The sequence below is a fragment of the Cellulosimicrobium composti genome (assembly GCF_010287905.1).
Classification (GTDB): Bacteria; Actinomycetota; Actinomycetes; order Actinomycetales; family Cellulomonadaceae; genus Cellulosimicrobium; species Cellulosimicrobium composti.
Genome location: NZ_JAAFAN010000084.1, coordinates 1 through 14,072 on the forward strand (window position 1 = coordinate 1; position 14,072 = coordinate 14,072).

Here is a 14,072-nt window from a genome sequence, read left to right on the forward strand (position 1 = left end):
CCTCACCGCCGGGCCGGCCGGCCCGCCCGTGGCGGGACCCCCCACCCCCCCGCCCGCCCCGGGGCCAATACGGCGTTTGGCGCCTTTATCCCGCGGATAACGGCACCAACCTCGTTCTCGGCGGCGAGCAGGGTCGTTCTCGGCGGCAGGCAGAGGACGTCGCCCAGATGCTCAGCAGGCTGAGTGATGCGACGGTGGAGGCATGACCTCAGCTGCCGCCGTCCCGGCGGGCGCCGTCCCCGCGCCCGCGCCGTCCGACCGTGTCCGCCAGGTCGTCGTCCTCGTCGGCGCCCTCGTCGCGGCGGGCACCGCCGCGTTCGGGGCCGGAGCCTTCGGCGGCACGGCGGTCCAGGACGCGTCCGGCGGTGCCCTCTCCGCCGAGGCGACCCCCGTCGCGCCCGACAACCCGGCGTTCCGGATCTGGTCCGTGATCTACCTCGGGCTCTTCGCGTTCGCCGTCTACCAGGTGCTGCCGCGGCACGCGGCGAGCCCGCGCCTGCGCGCGACCGCGTGGTGGGTGCTCGCGTCCATGGTGCTCAACGCCGCGTGGATCGGCGTGGTCCAGGCCGGGTGGGTCCCGGTGAGCGTCGTGGTCATCGCGGCGCTGCTCGCCGTCAACGCCGTGGTCGTGGTGCGGCTCGTGCGGCTGCGCCCCGAGTCGACCGCGCAGGCCGTCGTGCTCGACGGCACGCTCGGCCTCTACACGGGGTGGGTGAGCGTCGCGACGCTCGCGAACGTCGCCGCGGCGCTCGCGGACGCGGGCGCGGGTGAGCTCGGCCTCGGTGCGACGGGGTGGTCGGTCGTGCTCGTCGCGGCGGCCGCCGTGCTGTCGGTCGCGTGGGCGCGGTTCACGGCCGGGCGCCGTGCGCTCGCGCTCGGCATCGGGCTCGCGATGTCGTGGGGGCTCGCGTGGATCGCGGTGACCCGGTTCCAGGGCCCGCTCGTCGACACGACCGTGGCCTGGGCGGCCGTCGCGGCGTCCGCCGTCGCGCTCGTCGCGGGCGTCGTCGCCGCGACCCGCCGGCCCACGGACTGACCACGACCCCGCCGTCCCACGGACCGACCGGCCCCGCCCGTGCCCGGCGGGGCGCGCCGGGCGCGGGCGGGGCGCCGGCCGTCAGGGGTACAGGCCGCGGATCTGGTGCGCCTCCGCCACGCGCTGGACGCCGATGACGAGCGCGGCGTCGCGCAGGCTCAGCTCCTCGCGTTGCGCGAGCGCGGCGACCTCCTCGTACGCGTGGAGCATGCGGTGCTCGAGCTTCTCGCCGATCTCGTCGGCCGTCCACCAGTACGCCTGGTTGGCCTGCACCCACTCGAAGTAGGAGACGACGACGCCGCCCGCGTTCGCGAGGACGTCCGGCACGACGGTCACGCCGTTCTTCGCGAGCACGCGGTCGCCCTCGGCGGTCGTCGGGCCGTTGGCGCCCTCGACGACCCACCGCGCGCGCACCCTGCGGGCCGTGTCGCCGTCGAGCACGCCCTCGACGGCCGCCGGCACGAGCACGTCGACGTCGAGCGCGAGGAGCGCGTCGTTGTCCACCGGGTCCGCGCGGTCGAAGCCCACGACGCTCCCCGTCGCGGCGACGTGCTCGACGAGCGCCCGCACGTCGAGCCCGTCCGGGGCGTGCACCCCGCCGTACTGGTCGGAGACCGCGACGACGCGGGCCCCGCGGGCCGCGAAGATCGCGGCCGCGTGCGAGCCGACCTTGCCGAAGCCCTGGATGGCGACGCGCACGTCGGTCAGCGGCACGCCCGCCTCGTCGAGCGCCGCGGCGGTGACGTGCACGACCCCGGCGCTCGTCGCCGTCGTGCGCCCGAGCGACCCGCCCACGGTGATCGGCTTGCCGGTCACGACGGCCGGGATCGTGTAGCCCTGGTTGACCGAGTAGGTGTCCATGACCCAGGCCATGGTCTGCTCGCTCGTGCCCATGTCGGGCGCCATGATGTCCCGCTCCGGGCCGATCACCGGCATGATCTCCGACGTGTAGCGGCGCGTGACGCGCTCGAGCTCGGCCTCGGAGTAGCAGCGCGGGTCGATCGCGACGCCGCCCTTCGCGCCGCCGTACGGCAGGTCCACGAGGGCGCACTTCCACGTCATCCACATGGCGAGCGCGCGGACCTCGTCGATGTCGACGCTCGGCGCGTAGCGCAGGCCGCCCTTGCCCGGCCCGCGCGAGACGTTGTGCTGCACGCGGTAGCCGTGGAAGAGGACGGTGCGGCCGTCGTCGCGCCGCAGCGGCACGGCCACGTTCACCTCGCGACGCGGGGTCGCGAGCATCTCGTGCAGACCGTCGTCGTAACCGAGGAACTCGACCGCGCCCGCGAGCTGGGCGTGCGCGGTGTCGAGGGCCGACGCGGGCGGGGCCGCGCCGTCGGGGGCGCGGCGGGCGCCGGGCGGGAGGTCGGTCCGGGTCTGGTGGTCGGTCGGGGCGGGTTCGCCGCTCGTGGTGGTGGGCGGCACGGACGTCGTCGTCACGGTTCCTCCGGTTCGAGGTTCTCCGGTGCCGCGGGGGTGTGCGGCACCGGAGGCCACGCTACCGCCGACGCGCGCGCTCGCCGGGCGGGCACGCGCCGGGGCGCGCGGGCGCAGGTGCGCCCCGGCCCCGGCGCGTCGCGCGCGGGTGCGGCTCAGCGGCCGAGCGCGTCGACCGCCGCGAGCTCGTCCGGCGTGAGGGAGAAGCCCGTGACCTGGAAGTTCGCCTCGATGCGCTCGGGCGTGACCGACTTCGGGATGACGACGAACCCGTGGTCGAGGTGCCAGCGCAGCACGACCTGGGTGGGCGTGACGCCGTGCGCGGCCGCCACCTCGGCGAGCACGGGCGCGTCGAGGTCGGTGCGCTTGAACGGGCTGTACCCCTCCAGCACGACGCCGCGCTGCGCGAGCTCGTGCGCGATCCGGTGGTCGTAGTCGGCGGGGCTCCACGGGATCTGGTCGACGGCCGGGGTCTCGCCCACCTGGTCGGAGAGCACGTCGACCTGCTCGACCGAGTAGTTGCTCACGCCGATCGAGCGGACCAGGCCCTCGTCGCGCAGCGCGACGAACTGCTCCCAGACCCACGGCGACGCCTCGCCCGACGGCGGCCAGTGGATGAGCCACAGGTCCACATAGTCGGTCCCGAGGTCGCGCAGCGACGCCTCGATCGTCTCGCGCTCGCGGCCCGCTGCGTCCGGCGGAAGCTTCGTGGTGACGAACACGTCGGCGCGGTCCACGGACGAGTCGGCGAGCGCGCGGCCCACCTGCGACTCGTTGCCGTAGCCGGTGGCGGTGTCGACGTGCCGGTAGCCGACGTCGAGCGCGTGGCGCACGGCGCGGTACGCGTCGTCGCCCTCCGACTGCCAGGTGCCGATGCCGAGGAGCGGCATCGTGCCGCCGGGCAGCTCGACGGTCGGGACGGTTCCGGGGGAGGGGCTCGTAGAGGTCATGGCGTCAGTCTCCGCGTGCGACGGCGTCGCTCGCCACCGCGGGGCCGCCCGGCGCACGCACGACGAGCGCGCGACCCGGCACGGTGCCGTCAGCGGCGCGTGCGCCGCCGGTACTGCGCCGGCGTCTCGCCCGTGAGGCGCGCGAACGTCCGCGTGAACGACGGCTGGTCGTAGAAGCCGATGTCGGCCGCGACGTCGCCGATCGGCCGCGTGGTGCCGGCGAGCAGCCGCGTCGCGTGGTCGACCCGCGTGCGCAGCACGAGCTGGCGGGGCGTGAGGCCGTACACGCGCCGCACGCGCCGGTCGAGCACCGCGGGCGTGGCCCCGGCCGCCTCGGCGAGCCGCGTCGTCGTCCAGCGCGCCCCGAGGTCCGCCTCGACCGCGGCGACGACCGCGGCCATCGAGCCCATCGTCGCGTCGTCGGCCGCGCCCGCGCGCAGGTCGTGGGAGACGGACACGATCCCCACGAGGCGACCGGCGTCGTCGTGCACGGGGAGCTTCGACGTGAGGAACCAGCCCGAGGTGCCGCCGAGCCGGCGGATGCGCTCGAGCTCGCCGCGCAGCGACCGGCCCTGCAGGACCTCGGCGTCCTGCTGCTCGTAGCGCTCGGCGAGCTGCGGCACGAACAGGTCGCGCGCCCGGCGCCCGAGCACCGCGCGGCGCGAGCGCTCGTTCGTGCGAGCGACGAACACGGGGTTGACCGCGGCGTAACGCCCCGTGACGTCCTTGGCGCAGAACATCGTGTCCGGCAGCTCGTCCATGAGCGCGACCATCGCGGGGCTGAGCGCGGCGAGCAGCGCCACGCCCTCGGGCCACAGGTTGTCGCGGACGGGTGCCATGTCGCCCCGGATCGTACAAGACGAGTCAGCGCGACCCGGGGCACCCTGGGAGGATGAGCAACGACGCGCCCGCACGGCCGCTCCCCACCCCCGGAGCCGCCGGCGACCCGACCCGCACCCCGGTCCAGACCTCCCCGGACGACCTCGTCGAGGACGCGGTGGCCCTCGCCCGCTGCTGGCTCGCCGCGAGCACCGCGGACGACGCGGGCGACGCGCGGGCCCGCCGCACGGCCGAGCGGCTCGGCGCGCTCGTCTCCGACCCGGCGGGCCTCGAGCTCGCCGTCCGGTTCGTCGACGACGTGGCGCGGCCGCAGGACGTGCACGTCGCCGCCCACGCGCTCGGCCGCCTCGGTGAGCTCGCCGGCAGCGCCGGCTCGTTCCTCGGGCCCGTCGACCGGACCCTGCTGCGGGTCGGGGCGCGCGTCGCGCCCGTGCTGCCGCGCGTCGTCGTGCCCGCCGCGCGCGTGCGCCTGCGCCAGCTCGTCGGGCACCTCGTGGCCGACGCCGGTCGCGGCCTCGGCCCGCACCTGGCCCGCACGCGCGCCGAGGGCTACGCGCTCAACGTCAACCTCCTCGGCGAGGCGGTGCTCGGCGAGGCCGAGGCCGACGCGCGCCTCGAGCGCACGATCGCGCTCGTACGGCGGCCCGACGTGGACTACGTCTCGGTCAAGGTGTCGTCCGTCGCGTCGCAGCTCGTCCCGTGGGACCTCGACGGGTCGTGCGCGCGCGTCGTCGAGCGCCTGCTGCCCCTGTACCGGGCGGCGCGCGACCACGGCGTCTTCCTCAACCTCGACATGGAGGAGTACAAGGACCTCGCGCTGACCACGGCCGTCTTCCGCGAGGTGCTCGCGCACGACGACCTGCGCGACCTCGAGGCCGGGATCGTGCTCCAGGCGTACCTGCCCGACGCGCTCGGGGCACTCGACGGGCTGACGCGCTTCGCGACCGAGCGCGTCGCCGCCGGGGGAGCGCCGGTCAAGGTGCGGCTCGTCAAGGGCGCGAACCTCGCGATGGAGGCCGTCGAGGCCGAGCTGCACGGGTGGCCGCAGGCGCCGTACCCCAGCAAGCCCGACGTCGACGCGAACTACGTGCGCCTGCTCGACCACGCCCTGCGCGCCCCGCGGACCGACGCCGTGCGCATCGGCGTCGCGAGCCACAACCTGTTCCACGTCGCGCTCGCCGTGCTCCTCGGCCGCGCCCGCGGCGTGAGCCACGCGCTCGACGTCGAGATGCTCCAGGGCATGGCCCCCGGCGAGGCGCGCGCCGTGCGCCACGAGGTCGCGGCCGACCGCGTCGAGAGCGGCCCGCACGCCGGGCGCGGCGGACGCGTCGTGCTGTACACCCCGGTCGTGCGCGACGAGGACTTCGACGTCGCGATCTCCTACCTCGTGCGCCGCCTCGAGGAGAACGCCGCCGAGCAGAACTTCCTGCACGCCATGTTCGCGCCCGGCGGCGCGGCCCCGACCAGTCCGATGGACCGGCAGGAGGCCGCGTTCCGCGCGTCGGTGCGCCACGGCGTGCGCTGGACGGAGGCCGACGTCGCCCCGCGCCGCCGCCCCCGCACGCACGAGGAGCCGCCGGCCGACGGGTTCGCCAACGCACCCGACACCGACCCGGCGGTCGAGGAGTCGCGCGCGTGGGCGCGCCGCGTCACCGGTCCCGGCTCCGGGGACGAGCCCGTCCGCACGCCCGAGCCCACCACGACCGCCCAGGTGGACGACGCCGTCGCGACCGCCGTGCGCGCGACCGCCGCGTGGGCGCGGGTCGCCCCGGCCGCCCGCGCCGCCGCGCTGCGCGCCGTCGCCCGGCGGCTCGAGGCCGCGCGCACGGACCTCGTCGCCGCGATGGTGCACGAGCCGGGCAAGACCGTCGCCGAGGCCGATCCCGAGGTGAGCGAGGCCGTCGACTTCGCGCGGTACTACGCGCGGTCCGCCGAGGAGCTGGACCGCGTGCCCGGCGCGCGCTTCACGCCCGACGGCGTCACGCTCGTCACGCCGCCGTGGAACTTCCCCGTCGCGATCCCCGTGGGCGGGATCCTCGCGGCGCTCGCGGCCGGGTCGGCCGTGCTCGCGAAGCCCGCGCCGCCGGCCCCGCGCTGCCTGGAGGTCGCCGTGGACGCGGTCCACGCGGGCCTGCGCGACGCCGTCGCGGCGGGACCGCAGGACTTCGCCGGGCTGGGCGCCGTCTCGGTGACGGACGTCGTGCAGTACGTCCGCGTGCCCGACGACGACCTCGGCACGCACCTCGTGACGCACGACGACGTCGCGCGCGTCGTGCTCACCGGCTCCATCGAGACCGCGCGCCTGTTCGCGCGGTGGCGACCGTCGCGCCCGGTGCTCGCCGAGACGTCGGGCAAGAACGCGCTCGTCGTCACGCCGTCGGCGGACCTCGACCTCGCGGTCGCGGACCTCGTGCGGTCGGCGTTCGGGCACGCGGGGCAGAAGTGCTCGGCGGCGTCGCTCGCGATCCTCGTCGGCTCGGCGGGGGACCCGCGGACCGAGACCGGGCGGCGCGTGCGGCGCCAGCTCGTGGACGCGGTGCGATCGCTCGCCGTCGGGCCCGCGACCGACGTCTCGACGACCGTGGGCCCGCTCACGGAGCCCGCGTCGGGCAAGCTGCTGCACGCGCTGACGACCCTGGAGCCGGGGGAGTCGTGGCTCGTGCGGCCGCGGCCGCTGGACGGCGGGCCGGACCTGGACGGCCGCCTGTGGACGCCCGGCCTCAAGGAGGGCGTCGCGCCCGGGTCGCCGTTTCACCTCACGGAGTACTTCGGCCCGGTGCTCGGGATCATGACGGCCGCGACCCTCGACGACGCGATCGCGCTCCAGAACGCCGTGCCGTTCGGCCTCACCGGCGGGATCCACAGCCTCGACGACGCCGAGGTCGCGCGGTGGCTCGACGCCGTCGAGGTCGGCAACGCCTACGTCAACCGGCACATCACCGGCGCGATCGTGCAGCGGCAGTCGTTCGGCGGCTGGAAGCAGTCGGTCGTCGGGCCGGGCGCCAAGGCGGGCGGACCGAACTACGTGGCGCAGCTCGGTCGCTGGACCGACGCGGAGGCCGACCCCGGCGTGGCCGACGCCGACGCGCCGCCCGCGCGCGAGACGTCGCCCGACGCGTGGCTCGCGTGGGCGTGCGCCGACGACGCCCGCTGGTGGGACCAGGAGTTCTCCGTGGAGCACGACCCCTCGGGCCTGCGCGCCGAGTCGAACGTGTTCCGCTACCGGCCCGTCGACCTCCTCACGGTGCGGGTCGGCGCCGACGCGCGGCCCGTCGAGGTCGAGCGCGTGCTGCACGCCGCGCGGACCGCGGGCGTGCCGGTCGTCGTCGTGCCGAGCACGGGTGACGCCGCGGTGAGCGACGAGGAGCTCGCGCGCCGGGTCGCGGGCGGCACCGTGCGCGGGCGCGTGCGCGTCGTCGGCTCGGCGCCCGGGCTGCGCGAGGCCGCGGCCGAGCGCGTGGGCGACGTGACCGTCCTGGACCACCCCGTGGTCGCGAGCGGGCGGCGCGAGCTGCTCACCGTGCTGCGCGAGCAGGCCGTGAGCCGCACCCGGCACCGCTACGGCCACGTGCGCGACTGACGCTAGCCGGACACGCTCACGGACGCCGCCCCGCGGAACGCGCGCAGGCGCTCTGCCTGCTCCGCGACGGCGTCCGTGAGCCGTGCGTCCCACCCGGTCCACGGGTCGACGCGCACCGTGAGCCGGCGCCCCGACGTGCGCGGGCGCCACGTGCCGACGACCTCGCCGTCCGCGAGCACCGCTCCGGGACGCCCGAGCACGCGCCACAGGTCCTTGGCGCGCGCGTCGTCCGGGACGAGCGTCGCGCGGTCGCGCAGCTGCAGCGCCAGGTCGTACGGGCCGACGAGCCGGACGACCGGCGCACCGTCGGCGCCCCGCGCGTCGCGCACGCGCTCCGCCGCTCCCGGGAGGCGCTCGGCGTCGTCGGCGAGGGCCCAGCGCTCCGCCGGCCGGTCCCCGCCCGCTGCCGCGTCGGGGACGTCGACGCGCACGGCGTCCTCGGGCCAGCGGGCGCGTACCTCCTTGACCGGCGCGTCGAGGAACGCCGCGACGTCCTGCACGCTCGCGGCCGGGAAGAACCGCAGGTAGCCCCGCACGACGTCGAGCCGCGGGACGGCCTCGTCCCCGAGCCGCCCGTACCGCGGCGGGTCGAGGCCGGGCACGCGGCGCAGCACGGGCGGGGACGTGCCGGGCTCGAGCTCGAGGCCCGCCTGGAGCGCCGCGAGCCGGAACGTCTGCTCGTAGCTGTGCGTCGCGCCGCACGGACGGCACCAGCGCAGGTGCGGCTCGGGCAGGCGCGCGGTGAGCCGCGTCGAGAGGTCACCCTTGACGGTCGGCTCGACGACGATCTCGCGCTCCAGGTCCGCCTCCGTGCGCAGCGCGTCGAGCACGGCGATCCCCGCGGCGCGCAGCGGGCGGCTCGCGTCGAAGACGCGCTTGGCGGCGTCGGCCTCCGAGAAGGGGGCCGTCGCGACGGCGACCTCCGCCAGGTCGGCGCGGCGGTAGACGTGCGGCGCCCCGCGCAGCGACCACACGAGCGCCAGGTCGTCCGGGAGGCTGCCGGGCTCCACGGCGGGCGCACCGCGCAGGGCCAGCGCCCAGGCAGCACCGTCCGGTCCGGTGTCCTGCACGCCCAGGTCGAGGGCCGCGACGTCGGACGCCGACGCCGCGGACCCGGGCGCGCGGTCGAGCTCCTGGGCGAGCCAGCGTGCGGCGAGCACGTCCGCGCGCGACGCCGTGACGAGCGACGAGGAGAGGCTCATGACCCCCAGGCTACGAGCGGCCTCCCACGCGCGCGGGTGGGCGGTCAGACGGAGTCGCGCTCGACGAGCTCGGGCGCGAGCACCTGCGACGCGATCTCGTCCCCGCGCCCGGCGACGAGGTCGAGCAGCAGGTCGGTCGCGCCGCGCACCATCTCCACCATCGGGTTCTGGACCGTGGTGAGCGGAGGCGACGTCGTGGCCGCGTTCGCGAGGTTGTCGAACCCGACGACGGACACGTCGCCCGGCACGTCGCGCCCGTGGGCCGCGAGCACGCGCAGCGCGCCCTCGGCCATGAGGTCGGACGCCACGAACAGGCCGTCGAGGTCGGGGTGCGCGGCGAGGAGGCGCTCCATCGCGGCCGCGCCGCCCGCGACCGCGAAGTCGCCGATCTCGACCGCGTCGTCGGCGAGCCCCTCCTCGCGCAGCACCTCGCGCCAGCCCGCCAGGCGGTCCACGCCCGCCGTCATGTCCTGCGGGCCGGCGATCGTCGCGACGCGGCGCCGGCCCGCCGCGACGAGGCGACGCGCCGCGAGGCGACCGCCCTCGACGTTGTCCACGTCGACGTAGAGCAGGTCCGGCGTCGGGCGGAACGGCCGCCCCACGAAGACCGCCGGCAGGCGGGCCGCGAGCAGCGCCTCCTCGAGCTCGTCGTCACGGTGGTGCGACGCGACGATCGCGCCGTCGACGTGCCCGCTGCTGAGGTACCGGACGATGCGGCCCGGCTGCTCGTCGGGCCGGGCGAAGAGCAGCACGAGCTGCAGGTCGGTGCCGCCCAGCGCCGCGCTGACGCCGCGCATCGTGCCCGCGAGGAACGGGTCGGTGAGGATCCGCTCGTCCGGCTCGGGGACCACGAGGGCGATCGAGTCGGTGCGGCGTGTGACGAGCGAGCGGGCGGCGCGGTTGGGCGTGTAGCCGAGCTGGGCGACGGCGGCGTCGACCGCGGCCTGGGCCTCGGGCGACACGCGCAGACCGCCGTTGATGGCGCGCGACGCGGTCGAGCGCGAGACGCCCGCCGTCTGGGCCACCTCGTCCAGGGTCGGCGCGGAGCGCAGGCTGTTCATCAGACCATTATCCCGCGCACGTGCGCCGGACCGCACCGCCCCGCTCACCGTGTCCTCACCCCCGCCTCACTCCGCCACGGTGCCCGCGGCCGGGGCGGCGTCCGCGACCGGGGCGGGACGCGCCGGGACCGCGTTGTCGCGCGCGACCTGCGCGTACCACGCGCCGCTCGCCTTGACCGTGCGCTCCTGCGTCTCGTAGTCGACGCGCACGATCCCGAACCGCTTCGTGTAGCCGAGGGCCCACTCGAAGTTGTCCAGGAGCGACCACGCGAAGTACCCCCGCACGTCCGCGCCCGCGTCGATCGCGTCGCGCGTGGCGCGCAGGTGCGCGTCGATGAACGCCAGACGGTCCTGGTCGTCGACCGAGCCGTCCGCCTCCACCCGGTCCGGGTAGGCCGCGCCGTTCTCGGTGATGTACATCGCGACGCCGCGCGGCCCGGTGAAGTCCCGCTGGAGGCGGGTCAGCAGGCGCGTGAGCCCCTCCGGCTGCACCTCCCAGCCCATGTCCGTGAGGGGCAGGCCGCGCGAGTGGCCGTGCACGCCGTCCGCCGCGGGGTAGGGCGACGACGTCGCGCGCACCGGTGCCTCGGCGTCGGGCTCGTCGCGCACGCCCTCGGGGCGCGTGCCGCCGGCCGTGCCCGGCGTCTCGGCCTGGGGGTGCGCGGAGACCGCGCCGCCGTTGTAGTAGTTGACGCCCAGCGTGTCGATCGGGGTCGAGATGATCTCGAGGTCGCCGTCCTTGACGTGGTCGAGCAGACCGTACGGTGCGACGTCCTCGAGGACGTCCGCGGGGTACTCGCCGTGGAACACGGGGTCGAGGAAGATCCGGTTGAACTGCCCGTCGATGCGGCGCGCCGCGTCGACGTCGGCCGGGTCCTGCGGGTCGACCGGGTCGGCGACCGTGAAGTTCAGGGTCAGGCCGAGGTTCGCCTCCGGCGCGCGCTCGCGCAGCGCCTGGACCGCGAGGCCGTGACCGAGCAGGAGGTGGTGCGCCGCCGCGAGGCCGTCCTCGCGCGACTGCCGGCCCGGGGCGTGGACGCCCGCGGTGTACCCGAGGAACGCGGAGCACCACGGCTCGTTGAGCGTGGTCCACACGCCGACGCGGTCGCCGAGCGCCTCGTGCATCGTCACCGCGTACTCGGCGAAGAGGTACGCCGTGTCGCGCGACGTCCAGCCGCCCTTCTCCTCGAGCGCCTGCGGCAGGTCCCAGTGGTACAGCGTCAGCCAGGGCAGGACGTCGGCCTCGAGGAGCTCGTCCACGAGCCGGTCGTAGAACGCGAGACCTGCCGGGTTGGGCGCGCCGCCGTCGGGGCGCACGCGCGCCCACGACGTCGAGAACCGGTAGGCGCCGAGGTTCAGGTCGCGCAGGAGCGCCACGTCCTCGCGGTACCGGTGGTAGTGGTCGCACGCGACCATGCCGTCGTCCCCGTTCACGACGGCGCCCGGCACGCGCGCGAACGCGTCCCATACGGAGTCCCGACGGCCGTCGGTGTGCCCGGCGCCCTCGATCTGGAACGCGGCCGTCGCGGCGCCCCAGAGGAAGCCCTCGGGCATCTCGACGCGTCCGGTCGCGGTCGCCGGGTTCGGGGGGAGGGGCGCGGACGGGACGAAGCTGGTCATGGTCGATTGTCCTCCGAGAGGTCGGGGTGTGGCACGCGGACGGGCCGGTGGGGCCCGCCCCGCGGGACGGTCGGGGCACGGCGGGTCCGCGTGCCGGGGTGCCGGCACGCGGACCGCCGCGCTGCGGCGCCGGGCGTCAGCCCTTGACGGCGCCCTGCATGATGCCCGCCACGAGCTGGCGGCCGGTGAAGATGAAGATGACGATGAGCGGCAGCGTCACGAGGAAGATCCCCGCCATGACGAGCGAGTAGTCGACGAAGAAGTTCGCCTGGAGGGACCGCACGACGAGCGGCAGCGTCGGGTTGTTCTGGTTGAGCACGATGGACGGCCAGAAGAAGTTCGTCCACTGCTGCACGAACGTGAACAGGCCGAGCATCGCCGCGGCCGGGCGCGCCGCGGGCAGCGCGATCGACCAGAAGGTGCGGATCATCGACGCGCCGTCCACGCGGGCCGCCTCGATGAGCTCGTACGGCAGCGCCTCGCCGAGGTACTGCGTCATCCAGAACACGCCGAACGCCGTGACGAGCGCGGGCACGATGACGGCCTGGAGCTTGCCGATCCACCCGAGGTCGGACATGAGGATGTACATCGGGATCACGCCGAGCTGCGTCGGCACCGCCATCGTCGCGATGACGAAGACGAGCAGCGGCCCGCGCCCGCGGAACCGGAGCTTCGCGAACGAGAAGCCCGCGAGCGTCGAGAAGAGCACGACCGACAGCGACGTGAGCACCGCGATGACGACCGAGTTCCAGGCGGCCTTCCAGAAGTTGATCGCCTCGGAGCCCATGACGTCGGCGAACCGGTCGAACAGGCTCGCGTCCGGCAGGAGCTGCGGGAGCGCGCTGCGCGAGATCTCCTCCGGCGTGGACGACCCGAGGATCAGGGTGAAGTACAGCGGGAACACCGAGATCAGCAGGACGATCCCGAGGATCGTGTACGTGACCCAGCGCGGGCGGCGCTGCGTGCCGCCGACGTTCTTCCCGGCGCTGCGGCGTCGGGCGGCGGCGCGGGCCGCGCCCGGGCCGGCGGTCTGGGCGATGACGGGGACGGAGCTCATCGCTTCCTCCGGTCGGTCGTGCTGGCGGCGGTCGGGACGGACGCCTCGGTGCCCGCGGCGGCGCGCTGGGCGTTCATGGCGCCCTCGGCGCGCAAGCGCTTGCTCGCCTCGTGGCGGCGGCGCACCCAGCGCGGCGGCCTGGGCTGCGCGGTGGACGTGGCGATCCGCCGCGTGACGAGGAAGTTGACGATCCCGATGAGGATGATGAGGAGGAACAGCAGCCACGCGACGGCGGCGGCGCGGCCGAAGTTCTTCTGGTTGCCCCACGCGACGTCGTAGAGGTAGAGCACGGTCGTCATCCACTGGCGGTCCGCGCCGCCCAGGCCCTGCGCGTCGAACATGCGCGGCTCGTCGAAGATCTGCAGGCCGCCGATCGTCGACGTGATGACGACGAAGATGATCGTCGCGCGGATCTGCGGCACGGTGACGGAGAAGAACTGGCGCACGCGCCCGGCGCCGTCGATGATCGCGGCCTCGTACAGCTCGCGCGGCACGGCCTGCATCGCGGCGAGGAAGATCAGGGCGTTGTAGCCGGTCCAGCGGAAGTTGACCATCGAGGCGATCGCGACGTGGCTCGCGAGCGCGTCGGCGTGCCAGCGGATCGGGTCGATGCCCACCAGGCCGAGCAGCTCGTTGATGAGCCCGTACTGGTCGGCGAACAGGCGGCCGAAGATCATCGAGACCGCGACGGGAGCCACGACGTACGGCAGCAGGACGCCCATGCGCCAGAACGTCGCGGCGCGCAGGTTCTGGTCGAGGAGCGCGGCGATCGCGATGGCGGCGATCACCTGGGGCACCGAGGACAGCAGGAAGATCGAGACGGTGTTGCGCAGGGACTTCCAGAACGTGGGCTGCGCGAGCACGTCGGTGTAGTTCTGCAGGCCGACGAAGTCGCCCTGGCCGCCGAGCAGGTTCCAGTCGTAGACCGAGACCACGGCGGTGTACACGAGCGGGAAGAGGCCCGTGACCGCGAACAGGACGAAGAACGGCGAGATGTAGAGGTAGGGCGAGAGCTTGACGTCCCAGCGGCTGAGGCGCTGGGAGAAGCCGACGCGGCGCGGCGTGCGCGGGGTCGGCCCGCTGAGCCCGGGCGAGGGCTGGGTGGGCGTGAGGACGGCCATGTGGGGTTCCTGGGCTGGTGTCTGGGTGGCTGCGGGTTCCACGGGAGCCGCGTCCGGCGTGCGGACGCGAGCGGGGGCCGGGGGGGGGGGGGGGGGGGGCCCCCCCCCCCCCGCCCGCCCCCCCCCCCCGCCGGGGGGGGGGGGGGGCGGAGTGTGTCACCGAGGCCG

The 14,072-nt window shown here is 75.6% G+C and carries 10 protein-coding genes; 2 read left to right on the forward strand and 8 right to left on the reverse strand.

The features are described from left to right. The first annotated feature begins 202 nt into the window (after window positions 1–202). Entirely contained in the window at window positions 203–1,036 is an 834-nt protein-coding gene (locus tag GYH36_RS17410; protein WP_162290500.1) for a TspO-related membrane protein, read from the forward strand. Between the two features lie 81 nt (window positions 1,037–1,117). Here the strand turns inward: GYH36_RS17410 and GYH36_RS17415 are convergent, their stop codons facing one another. From GYH36_RS17415 to GYH36_RS17425, 3 genes are all read right to left on the reverse strand, one after another. Next, entirely contained in the window at window positions 1,118–2,476 is a 1,359-nt protein-coding gene (locus GYH36_RS17415; RefSeq protein ID WP_312028698.1) for a Glu/Leu/Phe/Val family dehydrogenase, read from the reverse strand. A 152-nt stretch (window positions 2,477–2,628) separates the two neighbouring features. After that, window positions 2,629–3,423, reverse strand: a complete 795-nt coding sequence (locus GYH36_RS17420) for an aldo/keto reductase (RefSeq protein WP_024839423.1) — start codon at window positions 3,421–3,423, stop codon at window positions 2,629–2,631. 89 nt (window positions 3,424–3,512) lie between these two features. After that, window positions 3,513–4,262 carry a helix-turn-helix transcriptional regulator gene (locus GYH36_RS17425; protein WP_162290501.1) on the reverse strand — a complete coding sequence of 250 codons (750 nt, stop codon included), beginning with the start codon at window positions 4,260–4,262 and terminating at the stop codon, window positions 3,513–3,515. A gap of 53 nt (window positions 4,263–4,315) precedes the next feature. Here GYH36_RS17425 and GYH36_RS17430 point away from each other — a divergent pair, with 53 nt between their 5' ends. Further along, the gene (locus tag GYH36_RS17430) at window positions 4,316–7,843 is read left to right on the forward strand and encodes a proline dehydrogenase family protein (RefSeq protein WP_162290502.1); all 3,528 of its coding nucleotides are present in this window, start codon (window positions 4,316–4,318) and stop codon (window positions 7,841–7,843) included. A gap of 2 nt (window positions 7,844–7,845) precedes the next feature. On the opposite strand, the gene GYH36_RS17435 is transcribed toward GYH36_RS17430, so the two are convergent. The 5 genes from GYH36_RS17435 to GYH36_RS17455 all read right to left on the reverse strand — a co-directional run bounded on the left by GYH36_RS17435 (window position 7,846) and on the right by GYH36_RS17455 (window position 13,904). Beyond that, window positions 7,846–9,045, reverse strand: coding sequence for a DNA glycosylase AlkZ-like family protein (locus GYH36_RS17435; protein ID WP_162290503.1), 1,200 nt, complete (start codon window positions 9,043–9,045; stop codon window positions 7,846–7,848). A gap of 44 nt (window positions 9,046–9,089) precedes the next feature. Then, the gene (locus GYH36_RS17440) at window positions 9,090–10,106 is read right to left on the reverse strand and encodes a LacI family DNA-binding transcriptional regulator (protein WP_024839419.1); all 1,017 of its coding nucleotides are present in this window, start codon (window positions 10,104–10,106) and stop codon (window positions 9,090–9,092) included. 66 nt (window positions 10,107–10,172) lie between these two features. Continuing rightward, entirely contained in the window at window positions 10,173–11,726 is a 1,554-nt protein-coding gene (locus tag GYH36_RS17445) for a glycoside hydrolase family 1 protein (protein WP_162290504.1), read from the reverse strand. Window positions 11,727–11,862: 136 nt separating this feature from the next. Further along, a complete protein-coding gene (locus GYH36_RS17450) occupies window positions 11,863–12,783 on the reverse strand; it encodes a carbohydrate ABC transporter permease (protein WP_024839417.1) in 921 nt (306 codons plus the stop codon). Further along, complete coding sequence (locus tag GYH36_RS17455; RefSeq protein WP_024839416.1) at window positions 12,780–13,904, reverse strand: carbohydrate ABC transporter permease; 1,125 nt, start codon at window positions 13,902–13,904, stop codon at window positions 12,780–12,782. The genes GYH36_RS17450 and GYH36_RS17455 overlap by 4 nt, the downstream gene beginning before the upstream one ends. Window positions 13,905–14,072: the final 168 nt, after the last annotated feature.

What these genes read in the sequence shown, in the direction of transcription:
- GYH36_RS17410 (WP_162290500.1), top strand. Translation starts at nt 203, where the DNA reads ATGACCTCAGCTGCCGCCGTCCCGGCGGGCGCCGTCCCCGCGCCCGCG.
- GYH36_RS17420 (WP_024839423.1), bottom strand. Translation starts at nt 3,423, where the DNA reads ATGACCTCTACGAGCCCCTCCCCCGGAACCGTCCCGACCGTCGAGCTG.
- GYH36_RS17425 (WP_162290501.1), bottom strand. Translation starts at nt 4,262, where the DNA reads ATGGCACCCGTCCGCGACAACCTGTGGCCCGAGGGCGTGGCGCTGCTC.
- GYH36_RS17430 (WP_162290502.1), top strand. Translation starts at nt 4,316, where the DNA reads ATGAGCAACGACGCGCCCGCACGGCCGCTCCCCACCCCCGGAGCCGCC.
- GYH36_RS17435 (WP_162290503.1), bottom strand. Translation starts at nt 9,045, where the DNA reads ATGAGCCTCTCCTCGTCGCTCGTCACGGCGTCGCGCGCGGACGTGCTC.
- GYH36_RS17440 (WP_024839419.1), bottom strand. Translation starts at nt 10,106, where the DNA reads ATGAACAGCCTGCGCTCCGCGCCGACCCTGGACGAGGTGGCCCAGACG.
- GYH36_RS17445 (WP_162290504.1), bottom strand. Translation starts at nt 11,726, where the DNA reads ATGACCAGCTTCGTCCCGTCCGCGCCCCTCCCCCCGAACCCGGCGACC.
- GYH36_RS17450 (WP_024839417.1), bottom strand. Translation starts at nt 12,783, where the DNA reads ATGAGCTCCGTCCCCGTCATCGCCCAGACCGCCGGCCCGGGCGCGGCC.
- GYH36_RS17455 (WP_024839416.1), bottom strand. Translation starts at nt 13,904, where the DNA reads ATGGCCGTCCTCACGCCCACCCAGCCCTCGCCCGGGCTCAGCGGGCCG.